We start from the raw sequence: 16,693 nt of genomic DNA, 5'->3' as shown, positions 1-16,693 counted from the left end.
TCAGTGCGACGCGTCGGCCTGGCTCGAACCGTCCTGATGCGCCCCGCCTTGATGCACCATGGCGGCAGCCAGTTTCAGCGCCATCTGCAACTGGTAGTCGGTGCTCGGCTTGTCGGGCACCAGCTTGGGCCAGTTCGCCGGCGGACGCGGCGCGATGGTTTTGACCATGGCCGGCAGCACCAGCTTCGGCGGCAGGATCGGCGTCTTCATGCCGGACGGATTATGGAACGCGTTCGGCATGTCCGCTTCACGAATTTTGGGGAACTGGTCCTTTGGATTGCGACTCTCATGCACCTCGACATCGGGTTGCACGCCGTAATCCTGGAGCGACTTGCCCGATGGCGTGTAATACAGCGCCGTGGTCAGGCGCAGCGCGCCGTGGTCGGGAATGGTGAAAATAGTCTGCACCGAGCCCTTGCCGAAGCTGCGGGTTCCCATCACCACCGCGCGGCGGTTCTGTTGCAAGGCGGCGCTGACGATCTCGGCCGCCGAGGCGGTGCCGGAGTTGATCAGAATAACGATCGGCGCATGATTGACCAGCGCGTCGCCCGGATGCGCGTACCAAACCTCGTCATCCGAACTGTGCCGGCCATGGGTCGAGACGATTTCGCCGGTCTTGAGGAAATCATTGGCCACGGCGATGCCCTGGTTGAGCAGGCCGCCAGGATTGTTGCGCAGGTCGAGCACATAGGCATCGACATGGCCATGGCTCTCCGCGCGCAGCTTGTGCACCGCGCGGCGGATGTCACGGCTCGCATTCTCCGAGAAGCTGGCGAGGCGCATGTAGCCGATGTTGCCGTAAAGCTTGTCCTTGACGGCCTGGACATGAATGGTGGCGCGGGTCAGCGTATCGATGATCGGCTTATCGACCCCGGCGCGCTTGAGGGTGAGGGTGATCTGACTGCCCGGCGGGCCGCGCATCGCATCGACCGCCTTGTTGAGCGTCATGCCGACCATCGGCTTGCCATCGATCGCGACGATCAGATCGCCCGGCTTGATGCCGGCCTTGGCGGCGGGCGTGTCATCGATCGGGCTGATGACCTTGATGAAGCCCGATGCCTCCGACACTTCGAGGCCGAGACCGCCGAACTGGCCGCTGGTCTCAGCCTGCATGTCGGCATACTGGCGCTTGTTCATATAGCCGCTATGGGGATCGAGCCCCGTCAGCATGCCGTTCATCGCATCATAGACCAGCTTGCGGGACGGCTCGGGCATCACGTAATCGGCTTTGACCCGCTGAAAAATATTCTCGAACAGGCCGAGCTGCTGATAGGTGTTGTCGCCCGCCGGAGAGTCGGCCAGCGCACCGCGCACCACCGGCACGATCACCCCCACCCCGATCCCGGCGGCGAACGTGCCGGCAATCAACAAACTGGTCCGAAACTTCATCCGCGCCATCCTTTTGCCACGCCCGATCGATATGCCATGATCCAATAATGCGCTTGAACCGGAAGTCCAGTGGGCAGTTTCTGCCGCCCGACAGTCTGTTCAACCACCAAAATGACCAGCCGGGTCGATTGCAGTGCCGTTCTGGCGCAACTCGACATAAAGACGCGGCTGATTGCCTGGATCATGAGCATCGTATCGTGCCATGGCCCCCACCGGTTGACCAGCCCGTACCGACTGCCCGACCGCGACATCGAACCGGTCGAACCCCGCCATCACAAAATCGTAGCCGCCGCCGCACTCGAGGATCATCAATTTACCGTAACTCTCGAACGGCCGCGCGAACACCACCCGCCCGCTGCACGCAGCACCGACCACGGCGCCCGGTGTCGCCGCAAACGTATCCCCCGTCGCCGGACCCGCCGATGTCGGCCCGCCAAACGCCCGCACCAGCGTGCCGGCCACGGGCGCATGCTGCAACGCATGGGGCAGCACCCCCGATGGCGCCGGAATCCGCGCTGCCGCCGCCTCGGCGCGCGCCCGCGCCGCCGCTTGCCGCTGGCGTTGCAGTTGCGCGATCACCCCGACCAGATCATGCGCCGTCGCGGCGGCGCGCGCGGCGGCCCGCGCCTCGGCGGCATGGCGCGCGATCGAGGCGGCGGCCTGCTCGCGAACCGCCGCGATGTCGGACTGCAAGGCCGCGTCGCTCGCCTGCTGCACGGCGACCGCCTGGGTGAGCGCGGCCTGCTGCGCGGTCAGATCCGCGGTCAGCGCCGCGTATCGTACCCGCGCCGCCCGCAACGATGCCGCGCGCGCCCCGATCTCGCGGGTCAGGCCCTGCATCGCCAAAGCCCCTTCAGCGGCGCGGCGCGGCACGGCGTCGGCCGCGAGCAACGTGGCCGCGGGATGCAACGCGAGCCGCACGATCAATGGCAGCAACGGCGCGATCGCCGCCGCATCGGCATCGAGTTCGGCGCGCGCGGCGGCGGCCCGGCGCGTCAGACCATCGAGTTTCGCCACGACTCGCGCGGTATGATCCTCCGTGGCCCGCAACGCCGCCGTCGCCGCGATCTCCTGATCGACCAGCACCGCCTGCCGCCGCCGCGCCGCCGCGACCGCCTCAGCCGCCGCCGCCGCCGCCGCCTGATGCCGCTGCGCCGCCTGATTGGCCACATCCAACCGATGCTGCGCAGCGCTCAACGGCCCCGCCTTGGCACACCCGATCGCGATGAGCAGACCGAGCGCGGACAGCGAGGTTGCGCGCTTGAAGGAAGGCCAAGGGGCTTTGCCCCCTGGACCCCCACTAAGGGCTGAGCCCTTAGAACCCGTAAGTTTTAGTCCGGGGAGGGCGATCCAGGCCAGATCGGTCGCGAGTTCCGGGCATCGCCCTCCTCGGACTAAAACTGGTGGATTCCAAAGGCTCCGCCTTTGGCGGGGTCCAGGGGCAGCGCCCCTGGCCTTTTTCAAGCGCGTAACCTCGTCACCTGTGGCCGGCATCGGGTTCGATCAGCGATTTGCCGGTCATTTCGCTGGGTTGGGGGAGGCCGAGCAGGGCAAGCAGCGTGGGGGCGAGGTCGGCGAGGCGGCCGTCGTGCAGCGTGGTGCCGGGGGGGGCGCCGGTGAGCAGCACCGGCACGGGGTTCAGCGTATGGGAGGTATGGGGGCCGCCGGTGACCGGGTCGCGCATCATTTCGCAATTACCATGATCGGCGGTGACGATCATGGCGCCGTGCCGTGCCGTGATCGCGGCGTCGATCCGGCCGAGGCAGGTATCGACGGTTTCGACCGCCTTGATCGCCGCCTCCAGCACGCCGGTATGGCCGACCATGTCCGGATTGGCGAAATTGAGCACGATCAGGTCGAGATCACCCGCTTCGATCGCGGCGACGACTTTATCGGTCAATGCCGGCGCCGACATTTCGGGCTGAAGGTCGTAGGTCGCGACTTTGGGCGAGGGCACCATGATCCGATCCTCGCCTTCGAACGGCGTTTCGCGGCCCCCGTTGAGAAAATACGTCACATGGGGATATTTCTCGGTCTCGGCGGCGCGGAGCTGATGCATCCCCGCCCGTGCGACCACCTCGCCCAGCACGTTCGCCAGCGGGTCCGGCGGAAACAGGCAGTGCATGAATTTATCGAGGTGATCCGAATAGGGCACCATGCCGAGTGCTGCGCTGAATTTCACCACCAGGGCGCGGGCGAAGCCATCGAAGACCGGGTCGAGCAGCGCGGTCAGGATCTCGCGCACCCGATCGGAGCGAAAATTCGCGCAGAGCAGGCCATCGCCATCGCTGATCCCCGGATAACCGGTGATCACCACGGGTTTGACGAATTCATCGGTGATCCGGGCGCGATAGCTCGCGTGCAGCGCCGCGATCGGGTCGGCCGCCGCGGTGCCGGCGCCATCGACGAATAAATCATAGGCCTGCTCGACGCGCTCCCAGCGATTGTCCCGATCCATGGCGTAATACCGCCCGATCACGGTGGCGATTTCGGTGCCGGCGGGCAGGGCGTCGCGCAGCCAGGTCAGGCAATCGGCGCCGCTCTCGGGCGGGGTGTCGCGCCCGTCGGTGATGGCGTGGACGAACACCGGCACCCCGGCCTCGGCGACGATGGTGGCGAGTGCCGCGATGTGGCGCTGATGCGCATGGACGCCGCCGGGCGAGACCAGACCGAGCAGATGGCACGCCCCGGCCGAGGTTTTCAGCGTCGCGATGAATCGCTGCAAATCGGGATTGGCCTTGAGCGAGCCATCGGCGATCGCGGCATCGATGCGCGGCAGATCCTGCATCACGACCCGGCCGGCGCCGATATTCATGTGGCCAACCTCGGAATTGCCCATCTGCCCGTCAGGCAGGCCGACGTCATGTCCGCTGGTGTGCAGGAAAGCATGGGGCGAATTCTGCCAGAGCCGGGTGAAATTCGGCGTTCTGGCCAGGGCGACCGCGTTGTCGTCACGCGCCTCGCGCCAGCCGAACCCGTCGAGAATCGTCAGCATGACTGGTTTTTTCATCATATCCTCCGGGCCGCGACCGGGCCTCGTCGCGGAGATGGGCAGAGCCTCGGCCCGTGGTCAAGTGCGGGCTGTTCCGATCCGGGCCGGGCGGTTCTATATACCGCCCATGCTGATCGATTCCCATTGTCATCTGGATTATTTCACCGAAGCGGAACGGCCCGGCGTGATCGCGCGCGCCCAGGCGGCCGGGGTCGGCGAAATGGTCACCATCGGCACCACGCTGGAGCAATCGCGTCAGGCGATCGCGATGGCCGAGGCGGCGGCGGCGGTATGGGCCTGTGTCGGCGTGCATCCGGCCCATGCCGGCGAGGCCGGCGCGATCCCCGCGCCGGAGACCATCGCCGCCCTGACCCGGCATCCCAAAGTAATCGGCATCGGTGAAACCGGGCTGGATTATTTCTACGACAAGGCCCCCCGCGATGTGCAGGCGGCGAATTTCGCCGCCCATATCCGCGCCGCCCAGCTCACCGGCCTGCCGCTGGCGATCCATGCCCGCGACGCCGATGACGATATCGCCGCGATGCTTGAAGCGGCGTTCGCCGAGCGGCAATTCCTGTTTCTGCTGCATTGCTTCTCCTCGGGGCGGCGCCTGGCCGAACGCGCGCTCGCGATCGGTGGATATGTCTCGTTTTCCGGGATGCTGACCTTCCCGAAATCGGTCGAGCTGCGCGCGATCGCGCTTGACGTGCCGGCCGAGCGCCTCCTGGTCGAGACCGATTCGCCCTATCTGGCGCCCGTGCCGCTGCGCGGGTCGCGCAACGAACCGGGCAATACGGTGCACACGGCGCGCACGCTGGCCGGGCTGCGTGGCATGAGCGAGGCGGCGCTGGCCGATCTGACCACCGGCAATTTCCGGCGCCTGTTCACCAAAGCCGCATGAAATTCACCATTACCCTGCTCGGCACCGGCGGTTCGGCCGGATTGCCGCAAATCGGCGGCGAGGATGGCGGCGGCGATTGGGGGCAGTGCGACCCGCATGAGCCGCGCAACGCCCGCACCCGCGCGAGCATCGTGATCAGTGCGCCGTCCGGCCGTCTGCTGATCGACACCGCGCCGGAATTGCGCCTGCAACTGACCGCCAACCGGATCGGCCGGATCGATGCGGTTCTGTTCACCCACGCCCATGCCGATCATATCGCCGGGCTCGACGAGGTCCGGATTCTCAATCGGCTGCTCGACGCGCCGATCCCCGGCTACAGCGACGAGCGAACCTGGCAGGAGCTGCGCCAGCGGTTCGATTATGCGTTCAAACCCTGGCAGAAGCCGGGGTTCTACCGCCCGGTGATCGAGACCAACGTGATCGCGCCGGGCGAGAGTCACGAGATCTGCGGTCTGAAGGTCGGCATCATCGGCCAGGATCACGGCTTTATCCCCTCGCTCGGCCTGCGCGTGGGCAATATCGCCTATTGCACCGATGTGATGCGCTTCGCCGATGACCAGTTCGCGCGGCTCGCCGGGATCGATACCTGGGTGGTCGATTGTTTCACCCACGGCCCGCGCCATCCGACCCATGCCAATCTCGATCAGGTCAAGGATTGGGTCGCCGCGCTGCGACCGCGCCGCACCATTCTCACCCATATGGGGCCGGACATGGACTACGCCACGCTGGCGGCGACTCTGCCGCCCGGGATCGAACCGGGTTATGATGGTATGGTGATCGAAGGAGACATGACATGACGCAGGATGAAAAACTGGATCGCCTCGCGAATATCGCGGTGAAAATCGGGGTCAACGTCCAGAAGGACCAGGAGCTGATCATCAGCGCCCCGATCGAGGCGCGCGGGCTGGTGCAGCGGATCGCGGCGCACGCTTACGACGCCGGCGCGACCCTGGTGGTGCCGTTCTTCGCCGATGAGGTGATCCAGCGCACCCGGTTCATCCACGCCGATGACGAGAGTTTCGATTTCGCTCCGGCCTGGGTGTATGAGGCGATGGCGAAATCGATCGGCGATGGCGCGGCGGTGCTGACCATCGTGGGATCGGACCCGATGCTGCTCGCCGGATGCGATGCGGCCCGGATCGGCCGGACGCAACGCGCCACCGCGGCCGCGATGAAGCCGATGCGCGCCCTGATCAGCAGCTTCGCCACCAACTGGTCGATCCTGTCCTTCGCGACCCCGGGCTGGGCGCGTTCGGTGTTCCCCGACGAGACGCCGGATGTCGCCGTCGCGAAATTATGGGAGGCGATCTTCGCGGTCAGCCGGATCGATCAGCCGGACCCGGTCGCGGCGTGGCGCGATCATGCCGCCACCCTGCTCGACCGGTGCGACATCCTGAATGCGCGCCGCTTCGCCGCACTGCGGTTTCGCGGCCCCGGCACCGACCTGCGGGTGGGGCTGGCCGAGGATCATCTCTGGGCCGGTGGCGCTACCGAGGCCCGCAACGGCGTTGTCTGCCTGCCCAATATGCCGACCGAGGAAGTGTTCACCATGCCTCACAAAATGATGGTGGAAGGCATTGTTTCTGCAACAAAACCTCTGGTCAATGGCGGTGCGCTCATCGAGGATATCGTGGTCCGGTTCGAGGCGGGGCGCATCGTCGAGGCAACGGCGAGCAAGGGGCAGGAGGTGTTGCGCGCCCTGATCGGCACCGATGAAGGCGCCGCGCGCCTGGGTGAGGTGGCGCTGGTGCCGGCGGCGTCTCCAGTGGCGCAATCGGGGCTGATCTTCCGCAATACCCTGTTCGACGAAAACGCCGCCAGCCATATTGCGTTGGGACAGGCGCTGGCGCTGAACATGCAAGGCGGCTGCGATGCCGCGCGCGGCGCCAATGAAAGCCTCATTCACGTCGATTGGATGATCGGGTCCGCCCAGATCGATGTCGACGGCATCAGCGCCGCCGGCGCGGTCGAACCGGTGATGCGGGCCGGGGCCTTCGTGCTCTGAGCGCCATCATCCCCGCTTGATCACATCCCGCTTGATCACAACCTGTTTGATCACGGTTTCGTGATAGTTAGGCCCTGCCTCGTTCAGACTATGTTAACAATCCTGGTAGAAATTAAGGTGATATTCCTGTCCTATTGAGAGCATTTCATGTCCGTCCACGAGACGACGATCACCGGATCAACCGGATGCCTTGGTTGCCACCGAGGCACCTATGAACGGCCGTTGAGCATGGCGTTTCAGCCGATCGTCGATCTATCACGTGGTGACGTCTTTGCTTATGAGGCGCTGGTCCGCGGTCCGAACGGCGAGGGGGCGGGTGCGGTGATCGCCGCGGTAACGCCGGCTGAAATGTATGGTTTCGACCAGGCCTGCCGCGTCACCGCGATCGAAACGGCGGCGCTTCTGGGGCTGGGGGCGGCAACAGCCGCATTGTCGATCAATTTCATGCCGAATGCGGTCTATGAACCGCGCGCCTGTATCCGCGCGACGTTGCAGGCGGCGGCCCGCGTCGGATTTCCGACCGATCGGCTGATTTTCGAAATTACCGAAAGTGAGGCGGTGATTGATCCGGATCATCTGGCACGGATCGTCGCGGCCTATCGGGCGATGGGCTTCCGCACCGCGATCGATGATTTCGGTGCCGGATATTCCAACCTCAATCTTCTGGCGCAGTTCCACCCCGACATCGTCAAGCTTGACCGCGCGTTGATCGCCGGCATCGATGCCGATCCGGTGCGGCGCTGTCTGGTGCGCCATTGTGTCTCGCTCTGCGCCGAACTTGACATTGCGGTGATCGCCGAGGGCATCGAAACCAGCGCCGAATATCACACCCTGGCGGGGCTGGGCGTTACCCTGATGCAAGGGTATTTCCTGGCGCGGCCAGGATTTCAAACCTTGCCCGCGCCGTTCATTGCGCCGCCGTTCACCGCGCATTGATGCGGCGCCGGTGGCGCGGGTCATTTCTGATCCTGGTTCAACAGCTTGAGATAGGCCGGCGACATCGTCTGTCCCGGAAAGAAGCTGAGCACCAGCATCGGCGGCAACCGGCGCAGCGGCGGAAACACGAAATCGCTGGCGCTCGCGATCGCGTGGCATTTGTCGCAGGAGTCGACCTTGCCGAACGCCATCGGCGTACCGTCGGGCTTATACATCGCCATCACCCAGTTGCGGTTCTGTTTGTCATAGCCGGGTAGTTTCAGCATCGCGGTAATGGTGCCGAGCTGCTTGTGATCGTTGAAATTCTCCTTGATCAGCAGGCTGCCGGCGGGAAAGGTCTTGACCGCGGCGACCCCCTTGGCGGCGGCGGCCAGGGCAGGGGGGTTGGCCCGGTCGATCGTGTAATAATCAGCCATGCGCGAGCCGAACATGTATAAATGGCTGCCCTCGAGCAGTTTTCCGTGTTCCTGCAACGCATGCACCTGCTGCCAGAGTTGCGCCGGCGTCGGCACCGGCGCCGCGCCGGTGGCCGCCTCGACCAGCCGTGGCGCGATCAAACCGCTCGTAACCAGGGCGACCAGCGCGAGCGGGGTGAATCTAGGGGACATCTCGACCTCCGGTTGGTTAACGCACCCCAACCATCAGGCGACCAGTGGCCAGCGTCAAGCGGTGTGTCAAGCGGGGGATCACGCTGCGGTTCGGATGGACGTCACCGGATTTTAACGATAACCATCGATGCGGGAAACCGGATGCGGGAAACGGAGCGACTCAATGAACCAGCGCGACAAATCCACCCTGCGCAGCCATCGCTGGTTCGGCGCGGCTGACCTGCGCAGTTTCGGCCATCGTTCGCGCATCCGCCAACTCGGCTTCGACCTCGAAGACATCGACGGCAAGCCGATCATCGCGATCATCAATACCTGGAGCGGCCTTGCGCATTGCCATGGTCATTTTCCAGCCCGTGTCGAATCGATCAAGCGCGGCGTGCTCGAAGCCGGTGGATTTCCCGTCGAAATTCCGGTGATGGCGCTGCCGGAAAATTTCGTGAAACCGACGACCATGCTCTATCGCAACCTGCTGGCGATGGAGGTCGAGGAAAATCTGCGCTCGCTGCCGGTCGACGGCGCGGTGCTGATGGGGGGGTGCGACAAGACCACCCCGGCGACCCTGATGGGCGCGATCAGCGCCGGGATTCCTGCAATCTTCATGCCCGCAGGGCCGATGCTGCGCGGCAATTGGGGCGGTAAAATCCTCGGATCAGGCTCCGATATCTGGAAATACTGGGATGAGAAGCGGGCAGGGACGATCACCGAGGCGCAATGGTCCGAAATGGAATCCGGCATCGCCCGGTCCGACGGCGTCTGCATGACCATGGGCACCGCGATGACCATGACCTCGCTGGCCGAGGTGCTCGGCCTCACGTTACCGGGCGCGACATCGATCCCGGCCGCCGATTCCAGCCACGCCCGCATGGCCACCGCATGCGGACGCCGGGCGGTCGAACTGGCCTGGGACGATCGCAGATTGACCGATATTCTAACGCCGGCCAGCTTCGACAACGCCATCATCGCGAGCGCGGCGCTGGCGGGTTCGACCAACGCGATCATTCACCTGATCGCTCTCGCGCGCCGGGCCGGCATCCCGCTCGCGCTCGACCGGTTCGACCAGCTCTCCACCGGCGTGCCGGTGCTGGCCAACATCCGCCCATCGGGTGCGTTCCTGATGGAGGATTTTTTCTACGCCGGCGGGCTGACGGCGTTTCTGACCCGAATCGCCGAGCGACTCGACCTGACCGCCGCAACGGTGAACGGCCATACGCTGGGCGAGAATATCGCGACGGCGACAATCTGGAATGACGACGTGATCCGTCCACTCGACCGGCCGGTCGCCACCGCCGACGGGTTGGCCGTGCTGCGCGGCAACCTTGCGCCCAACGGTTGCGTGATGAAACCAGCGGCCGCAGCACCGCATCTGCTCAAGCATCAAGGCCCGGCGCTGGTCTTCGATGATTACGACAGCATGGCCCGCGCCGTGGCCGACCCTGATCTCGACGTCACGGCCGACACCGTTCTGGTGCTGCGCAATGCCGGCCCGCTCGGTGGCCCCGGCATGCCGGAGTGGGGCATGCTGCCGATCCCGGTGAAACTGCTCAAACAGGGGGTGCGCGACATGCTGCGCATTTCCGACTCCCGCATGAGCGGCACCAGCTACGGCGCGTGTATCCTGCACGTCGCGCCGGAGGCGTTCATCGGCGGTCCGCTGGCCCTGATCCGCACGGGCGACGTCATTGAGCTCGATGTCGCGGCACGGCGCATTTCGGTACGGCTGAGCGATGCCGAACTCGACTCCCGCCGCGCCGCCTGGGTGCCGCCGGCACCGCGCTACGCGCGCGGCTATGGCGCGATGGCGGCGGCGCATATCGGCCAGGCCGACACGGGCTGCGATTTCGATTTCCTGCAACAGGCGGGGGTTATCGCGGAGCCGGCGATCCATTGAGGTCGGCAACATCCAAAGATCGCAGAAGAAATATTATGGAAACTCATGGCGCCGTGATCGATCACATTTACGCATTGTCACATCTTCGGCCATAGAACTGCCCGAATTGGCTCACAATTTCGTGACGATCGCTGTCATCCGCCGCTGTCACCCGATGAGGAAGAGCATCCATGGAAACACCACCACGCCCCAGCACCCGCGACAGCATCGCCGTCGTCGTTCCGGTTCACAACGAGGCGGAAAACATCGCCCCCTTGCTGCGCGAGATCCGCGCCGCGATGACCGGGCGCGATTACGAGATCATCTATGTCGATGATGGCAGCACCGATGCCACAGCCGCGATTCTGAGCGCCGATGCCAGGACCCATGCCGATCTGCGCGTGATCCGTCATCGCAGCAGTTGCGGTCAGAGTGCGGCCGTGATCACCGGCGTGCGCGCCGCCCATGCCACCTGGATCGCCACGCTCGATGGCGATGGTCAGAACGATCCCGCCGATATTCCCGCCATGATCGACATTGCGATGCAGCATGACCGCGCCGACAAGCCGATCCTGCTCGCCGGTCATCGCCATCGCCGCCAGGACGATGCGATCAAGCGGCTCAGTTCGCGCATCGCCAACCGGGTGCGCGCCCGCCTGCTCGGCGATGCCACGCCCGACACCGGCTGCGGCCTGAAACTGTTCCGCCGCGCGGTCTTTCTCGATCTGCCCCAGTTCGATCACATGCACCGCTTTCTGCCCGCCCTGTTCATCCGCGCGGGCGGTGCGGTGATCTCGCACCCGGTCGGCCACCGGCCGCGCCAGACCGGCGCATCGCATTACGGCACCTGGGGTCGCCTCAAGGTCGGTGTGGTCGATCTGATCGGCGTCGCGTGGTTACAGCGCCGCTGGAACCAGCCCGAAATCGTGGCCGAACCGCCGCCTGCCGTCGCCTCACGCCTCACCGCGTTCGCGGCGCTGCCCTCGCTCGAGCATAGTGCGTAGCCGCAGCGCGATGGCCCGCCCCGCCCTGTCCCTGAAGCTGATCGCCAAACCGCTGCTGCTTCTGGTTGGCCTGACCGGCGGCGTCCTTGCGCTGCACCTCCTGCCGTTCGGCGCCATCCTGAAATCCCACGCCCACGCCCGCCCCGATCTCGACGACATCGCCGGCTTCATCGGCCTTGGCGCGCTCGCCTGCGCCGTCGGCATGCCCCGTCAGATCGTCGCCTTCGCCGCCGGATTCGCCTGGGGCGTCACGATCGGCGTCGCCATCGCGTTGGCCGCCCAGATCATCGGTTGCGCCGCCGATCTGTTCTGGGCGCGGCTGATCGCGCGAAATTTCGTTCAGTCACGCCTGCGCGGCCGCGCCCGATCGATCGACCGGGCGCTGACCCGCCGCCCCTTCATCGCCGCCCTCACCCTGCGGCTGATGCCGGTCGGCAACAATCTGCTGCTCAACCTGCTTGCCGGCGTCTCGACCGTGCCGGCGGGCGGCTTCCTGCTCGGCTCGGCAATCGGTTTCATCCCACAAACCGTGATCTTCGCCCTGCTCGGCTCCGGCAGCCGGATCGCCCGCGCCACCCAGATCGAGATCGGCTTCGGATTTTTCCTGATCTCGACCGCGGTCGGCATCGCCCTCCTGCTCGCCGAACGGCACCGGATGTCACGACCGATGCCGAACGCCCTGGAATGTGAAGCCGCGATCAGCGAGACAACGATCTCGCCCTCCTGAGCCGGTCAGGCGGCGCAACGCTCCGTGACCGGCGTGCGCGCCATCACTCCCCCAGCCCACCCAGGGCGAGATATTTGATCTCGAGATAGTCCTCGATCCCGTATTTCGACCCTTCCCGACCCAGGCCGGATGATTTCATCCCGCCGAACGGCGCCACCTCGGTCGAGATCAACCCTTCGTTGATGCCCACGATCCCGTAATCGAGCGCCTCGGCGACCCTGAAAATCCGCCCGACGTCGCGCGCATAAAAATAGCTCGCCAGGCCGAATTCGGTATCGTTCGCCATCGCGATCGCCTCCTCCTCGGTCTTGAACCGGAACAGCGGCGCGACCGGCCCGAACGTCTCCTCGCGGAAGATCAGCGCCGTCCGCGGCACATCGGCCAGCACGGTCGGCTCGAAAAAATTACCGCCTTTGGCGTGCGGCTTGCCACCGGTCACCACGGTTGCGCCATGGCTCACCGCATCGGCGATATGCTCCTCGACCTTCTCGACCGCCTCCTTGTTGATCATCGGCCCCTGGGTCACGCCCGCCTCCATCCCATTACCGACCCGCAGCGCCTCGACCGCCAGTTTCAGCTTCGCCGCGAACGCATCGAACACGCCATCCTGCACCAGCAGCCGATTGGCGCAAACGCAGGTTTGACCAGCGTTGCGGAATTTGGAAACGATGGCGCCCGCCACCGCCGCATCCAGGTCGGCGTCGTCGAACACGATGAACGGCGCGTTGCCGCCGAGTTCCATCGAGGTTTTTTTCACGCTCGGCGCGCATTGCGCCAGCAGCATCGCACCGACCTCGGTGCTCCCGGTGAAGCTCAGCTTGCGCACGATCGGGTTGCCGGTCAGCTCCTTGCCGATCGGCCCCGATGGTCCGGTGATCACATTGCAAACGCCCGGCGGCATCCCGGCCCGCTCGGCCAACACGCCGAGCGCCAGTGCTGAGAAAGGTGTCTGGCTCGCGGGGCGGATCACGCCGGTGCATCCCGCCGCCCAACCCGGCCCGGCCTTGCGGGTGATCATCGCCGAGGGAAAATTCCACGGCGTGATCGCGGCGAACACCCCGATCGGCTGCTTCTGCACAATGATCCGCCGCCCCTTGGCGTTCTGCGGTATCGTATCGCCATAGACCCGTTTGGCTTCCTCGCCGAACCACTCGATGAACGAGGCGGCATAGGCGATCTCGCCTTTGGCTTCCGCCAGCGGCTTGCCCTGTTCCGCCGTCATGATCATCGCGAGATCGTCCTGATTGGCCATCATCAGCTCGAACAACCGGCGCAGAATGACCGCGCGTTCCTTGGCCAGCATCGCCCGCCACGGCCCGAACGCGGCGTCCGCCGCCTCGATCGCCCGGCGCGTCTCCGCCGTCCCCATCGCCGGCACCCGGCCGACCAGATCGCCGGTCGCCGGGTTGAGAATCGCGAGGGTCTTTCCATCATCGGCGCCGATCCAGCGGCCCCCGACCAGATTGGCCTCGCGCAGCAGGGTCGGGTCGTTCAATTTCAGTGGGCTCGGTTGATTCAACATGACATCCTCCTGATCGATCCTCGGGACGGGGGGTAGCGCCGCCCGAACACAAAACGCCCTTACCGCGCGAGCGACACCAGCGTGGTCTGCGGCGGCATGTCCGGCTGCACGGTCGGCCAGCGCGTCGCGGGATGCGCGAAATCCGCGTTCGGCGTCGCCCCCGGATGGCGCGCCACCGTGAACACATCGCGCCCCCGCGGCCCGAATCCCGCCGCCCCGATCGCCCCGCCGATCGGCGCGAGATACAGCATATCCAACGCATAGCGCCCGAAACCGGACACTTCCATCGTAAACAACCCATCCGCGGTGTCGCTCACCGCCCCGCCCTGATCGGTGCCGATATAAAGCCGGTGCGCCGCATCGAAATTCAATGAATAGGGCGAGCGCAGCCAGGCCAGCGACCCCGGCGTGTAGCGCGCCGACGGATCGGTGTTCGGGTTGCCGCCGAGCAGCACCGCCCGCCCGGCGAATCGCGCCGCCGCCAGATCACCGCCCGCCGGCGTCAGCGCCAGAACATGCCCCGCGCCATTGCCCGATCGCGGGTTGAGCGCATCGACCTGATCCACCCCCCGCCCCGGATTGCCCGAACACGCCAGAAACACCGTGCCATCCGGCCCGATCGCCAGGCCGGCAGGCGCATCGAACCGGGCCCCGTCGCGCGCGGCCGACAATGTCGCGGTCAGGCTCGGAATCCCGCCCGGCAGGTCACGCCACACGATGGCCGACCCCTCGATCATCGCCACCGCCAGCGTTCCGGCATCGAGCGCGCCCGACCCATCGCCCACCGGTGCCGCGCCCTTGAACCGGAACAACCGCCCCATCGGCGCATCCTCGGTCATGAACACGACGGCCGAGCCATCCGCCGCGAGCCCGCAGGCCACGCCCGCGCGCGGCATCCGCCCCAGCGCCGTGCGCTTGGCGGGAAACGATGTCGGGTTGAGCGCATCGATCTCCGCGACCCAGCCGAACCCGGCGCCCACGGTCGGGCTCGAAAACCCGGCCGCCCGTCCCGCCAGCCGCATGATCCACGGCGCGGTGCGCCCTTCCGGCAGCAGCACCGTGTTCCACGGCGTCACACAGCCGAGTCCCGGCGCCAGGATGCCCTGCACGCTCTGCCCGATCACCGCCGCCGCCGGGCCGGTAATGGTGCACAGCGTGCCATCGGAAATCCGGCGCGACTGATACCCCCCATCGACCACGACCCACCGGCCGCCGCGATACGACAGGTTCAGCACCGAGGCCCCCTGCAACTTGCCGGCAATGCGCGGCCGGTCCCGCCCGTCGGCAAACACCATGCGCGCCGACACGTCCGGATGACCCACGACCATGACCAGCCGTGCCACGCCATCCTGCGCTTGCGGCGGCGTGACGATGCCGGCGATGATCCCATCCCAGCCGAACTGCCGCGCCGCCTCGATTTCGGTGAGGTCATCCGGCGTGAACGGCGGCGCGTTGGCCAACACCGGGTCGCCCCAGCGAATGATCACATCACGCCGATACCCCTCCGCCACCACATCATTGAGCTGCGGTGCCTCGGGATCGGCCCCCGGCGTGAACGGCGATGCCGCCTGCCCCCACGCCGTCGCCGCGCCGAGCCGCGGCACCAGACCCGCCGCCAGGCCCGCCGCCGCCCCGACCATCAGACGACGCCGCGCCACCATGGCTCAGAAACCCGACAAGCCGCTGCTGCCGCTGGCCCCGCCAATATCGCTGCTGCCGCCGCCGCCGAACCCGCCGCCCGCGCCGGCGCCCAATCCCGGATTATAATGCCCGACCCCGCCGACCAGCTGCTGAAACAGGCTCGCATGGCCGCCCGGCGCCTTGGTGTGACCACCGGCCATCGCCACCTGCACCGCCTGCTTCTTGTTCACGCCGTGAATCGACTGCAACACCCCGGCATCGTTGAAATGCAGCACAACCACCTTCTGGCGCAGCACCCCCTGGGTCTGGGCGATGCGTCGCTTGGTCACCTGGCTGACATAGAGCCAGTCACGCCGATCGAATGTCTCGCGCAGAGTCGGCGTGCCGAGCAGCGCGGTCGCGTCCGCCTCGGTCGAAACCCCCGGCGTCAATTGCCTGAGTTCACGCGACGTCACCGCATTGCCCCGATAATGCGGCCGCGCCGAAAACACCGCACACCCCGCCAGCGCCGGCAGGAGCATCAGGGGCAACAGGCGGCGGAGCTTAATGGCTGGTCTGCGCACGCGGCTCAATCCTCATGGTAAAACCTGACGCTGCCCATAATAGAAAGACGCGCCGGCGATGTCGATTGCGGGTTCTATGGGCGAGCTTCCCGCTTCACGCAAGATGCGACATGATCGCGCCATGACAGACACACCACCCCCCGCCCTCTCCCACCGTATCGACCTCGCGCGCCATCCGGACCTGCGACGCGCCCCCGCCGCGCGCGCCGCCATCGCCCCGATCACGATCACCGCCCAGCCCGCCCAATGCGCCGACATCGCCGCCGCGTTCGGCTTGCCCGGCATCGCGACGCTCACGGGCGTCTTCAAGCTCCGGCGCCAGCACGACGGTCTGATCCACGCGCAGCTCGACCTCGAGTCCCGCCTCACCCAAATCTGCGTGGTCACGCTGGACCCGTTCGAACAAACCATCCGCGAACGCGCCATGCTGATCCTGCTCACCGCCCCGCAAGCCGCCGCCCGCGCCGGGATCGGCGCCATCGCTCCCCGCGCCGGGATCGGCGCCATCCATGCCGACGCCGGGGATGGCGCCATCGAT

Annotated in this window: 14 protein-coding genes and 1 pseudogene; 8 read left to right on the top strand and 7 right to left on the bottom strand. The window is 66.3% G+C overall.

Annotation, left to right across the window (positions count from 1 at the left end; translation table 11 throughout):
• The 3 genes from ACP5E6_RS07305 to gpmI all read right to left on the bottom strand — a co-directional run bounded on the left by ACP5E6_RS07305 (position 1) and on the right by gpmI (position 4,399).
• The gene (locus tag ACP5E6_RS07305; protein WP_427953312.1) at positions 1-1,389 is read right to left on the bottom strand and encodes a S41 family peptidase; all 1,389 of its coding nucleotides are present in this window, start codon (positions 1,387-1,389) and stop codon (positions 1-3) included.
• A gap of 99 nt (positions 1,390-1,488) precedes the next feature.
• Positions 1,489-2,586 carry a murein hydrolase activator EnvC family protein gene (locus ACP5E6_RS07300; protein ID WP_427953310.1) on the bottom strand — a complete coding sequence of 366 codons (1,098 nt, stop codon included), beginning with the start codon at positions 2,584-2,586 and terminating at the stop codon, positions 1,489-1,491.
• Between the two features lie 280 nt (positions 2,587-2,866).
• A complete protein-coding gene (gpmI, locus tag ACP5E6_RS07295; RefSeq protein WP_427953308.1) occupies positions 2,867-4,399 on the bottom strand; it encodes a 2,3-bisphosphoglycerate-independent phosphoglycerate mutase in 1,533 nt (510 codons plus the stop codon).
• 109 nt (positions 4,400-4,508) lie between these two features.
• On the opposite strand from gpmI, the gene ACP5E6_RS07290 reads away from it, so the two are divergent.
• The 4 genes from ACP5E6_RS07290 (at position 4,509) to ACP5E6_RS07275 (ending at position 8,223) form a co-directional block, all read left to right on the top strand.
• Positions 4,509-5,282, top strand: a complete 774-nt coding sequence (locus ACP5E6_RS07290; protein WP_427953306.1) for a TatD family hydrolase — start codon at positions 4,509-4,511, stop codon at positions 5,280-5,282.
• Positions 5,279-6,079: an MBL fold metallo-hydrolase gene (locus tag ACP5E6_RS07285; protein WP_427953304.1), complete on the top strand. Its 801-nt coding sequence runs from the start codon at positions 5,279-5,281 to the stop codon at positions 6,077-6,079. The genes ACP5E6_RS07290 and ACP5E6_RS07285 overlap by 4 nt, the downstream gene beginning before the upstream one ends.
• Positions 6,076-7,287, top strand: a complete 1,212-nt coding sequence (locus ACP5E6_RS07280; RefSeq protein ID WP_427953302.1) for an aminopeptidase — start codon at positions 6,076-6,078, stop codon at positions 7,285-7,287. Before ACP5E6_RS07285 ends, ACP5E6_RS07280 begins: the two co-directional genes overlap by 4 nt.
• A 147-nt stretch (positions 7,288-7,434) precedes the next feature.
• Positions 7,435-8,223: an EAL domain-containing protein gene (locus ACP5E6_RS07275; RefSeq protein ID WP_427953300.1), complete on the top strand. Its 789-nt coding sequence runs from the start codon at positions 7,435-7,437 to the stop codon at positions 8,221-8,223.
• Positions 8,224-8,243: 20 nt separating this feature from the next.
• On the opposite strand, the gene ACP5E6_RS07270 is transcribed toward ACP5E6_RS07275, so the two are convergent.
• Positions 8,244-8,831 (bottom strand): cytochrome P460 family protein, encoded by a 588-nt coding sequence (locus ACP5E6_RS07270; protein WP_427953298.1) that lies wholly within the window; start codon positions 8,829-8,831, stop codon positions 8,244-8,246.
• Between the two features lie 163 nt (positions 8,832-8,994).
• Between ACP5E6_RS07270 and araD the strand changes: the two genes are divergently transcribed.
• The 3 genes from araD to ACP5E6_RS07255 all read left to right on the top strand — a co-directional run bounded on the left by araD (position 8,995) and on the right by ACP5E6_RS07255 (position 12,429).
• Positions 8,995-10,719 (top strand): L-arabinonate dehydratase, encoded by a 1,725-nt coding sequence (gene araD / locus ACP5E6_RS07265; RefSeq protein ID WP_427953296.1) that lies wholly within the window; start codon positions 8,995-8,997, stop codon positions 10,717-10,719.
• 170 nt (positions 10,720-10,889) lie between these two features.
• Positions 10,890-11,702 (top strand): glycosyltransferase family 2 protein, encoded by an 813-nt coding sequence (locus ACP5E6_RS07260; protein ID WP_427953294.1) that lies wholly within the window; start codon positions 10,890-10,892, stop codon positions 11,700-11,702.
• A gap of 10 nt (positions 11,703-11,712) precedes the next feature.
• Positions 11,713-12,429: a TVP38/TMEM64 family protein gene (locus ACP5E6_RS07255; RefSeq protein ID WP_427953292.1), complete on the top strand. Its 717-nt coding sequence runs from the start codon at positions 11,713-11,715 to the stop codon at positions 12,427-12,429.
• 43 nt (positions 12,430-12,472) lie between these two features.
• On the opposite strand, the gene gabD is transcribed toward ACP5E6_RS07255, so the two are convergent.
• Genes gabD through ACP5E6_RS07240 form a run of 3 tightly spaced genes read right to left on the bottom strand, consistent with a single transcriptional unit; the run spans position 12,473 to position 16,155 of the window.
• Complete coding sequence (gene gabD, locus ACP5E6_RS07250) at positions 12,473-13,951, bottom strand: NADP-dependent succinate-semialdehyde dehydrogenase (protein WP_427953290.1); 1,479 nt, start codon at positions 13,949-13,951, stop codon at positions 12,473-12,475.
• Positions 13,952-14,010: 59 nt separating this feature from the next.
• Positions 14,011-15,612, bottom strand: a complete 1,602-nt coding sequence (locus tag ACP5E6_RS07245; protein WP_427953288.1) for a PhoX family protein — start codon at positions 15,610-15,612, stop codon at positions 14,011-14,013.
• Positions 15,613-15,615: 3 nt separating this feature from the next.
• A complete protein-coding gene (locus tag ACP5E6_RS07240; RefSeq protein ID WP_427953286.1) occupies positions 15,616-16,155 on the bottom strand; it encodes an outer membrane protein assembly factor BamE in 540 nt (179 codons plus the stop codon).
• Between the two features lie 121 nt (positions 16,156-16,276).
• Between ACP5E6_RS07240 and ACP5E6_RS07235 the strand changes: the two are divergent.
• Positions 16,277-16,693 (top strand): annotated as a pseudogene (locus ACP5E6_RS07235) (hypothetical protein); the annotation flags it as partial.

Source organism: Acidiphilium sp. (assembly GCF_049977125.1).
Classification (GTDB): Bacteria; Pseudomonadota; Alphaproteobacteria; order Acetobacterales; family Acetobacteraceae; genus Acidiphilium.
Note: the sequence above shows the minus strand (reverse complement) of the source record. Positions and strands in the feature narration are given on the sequence as shown.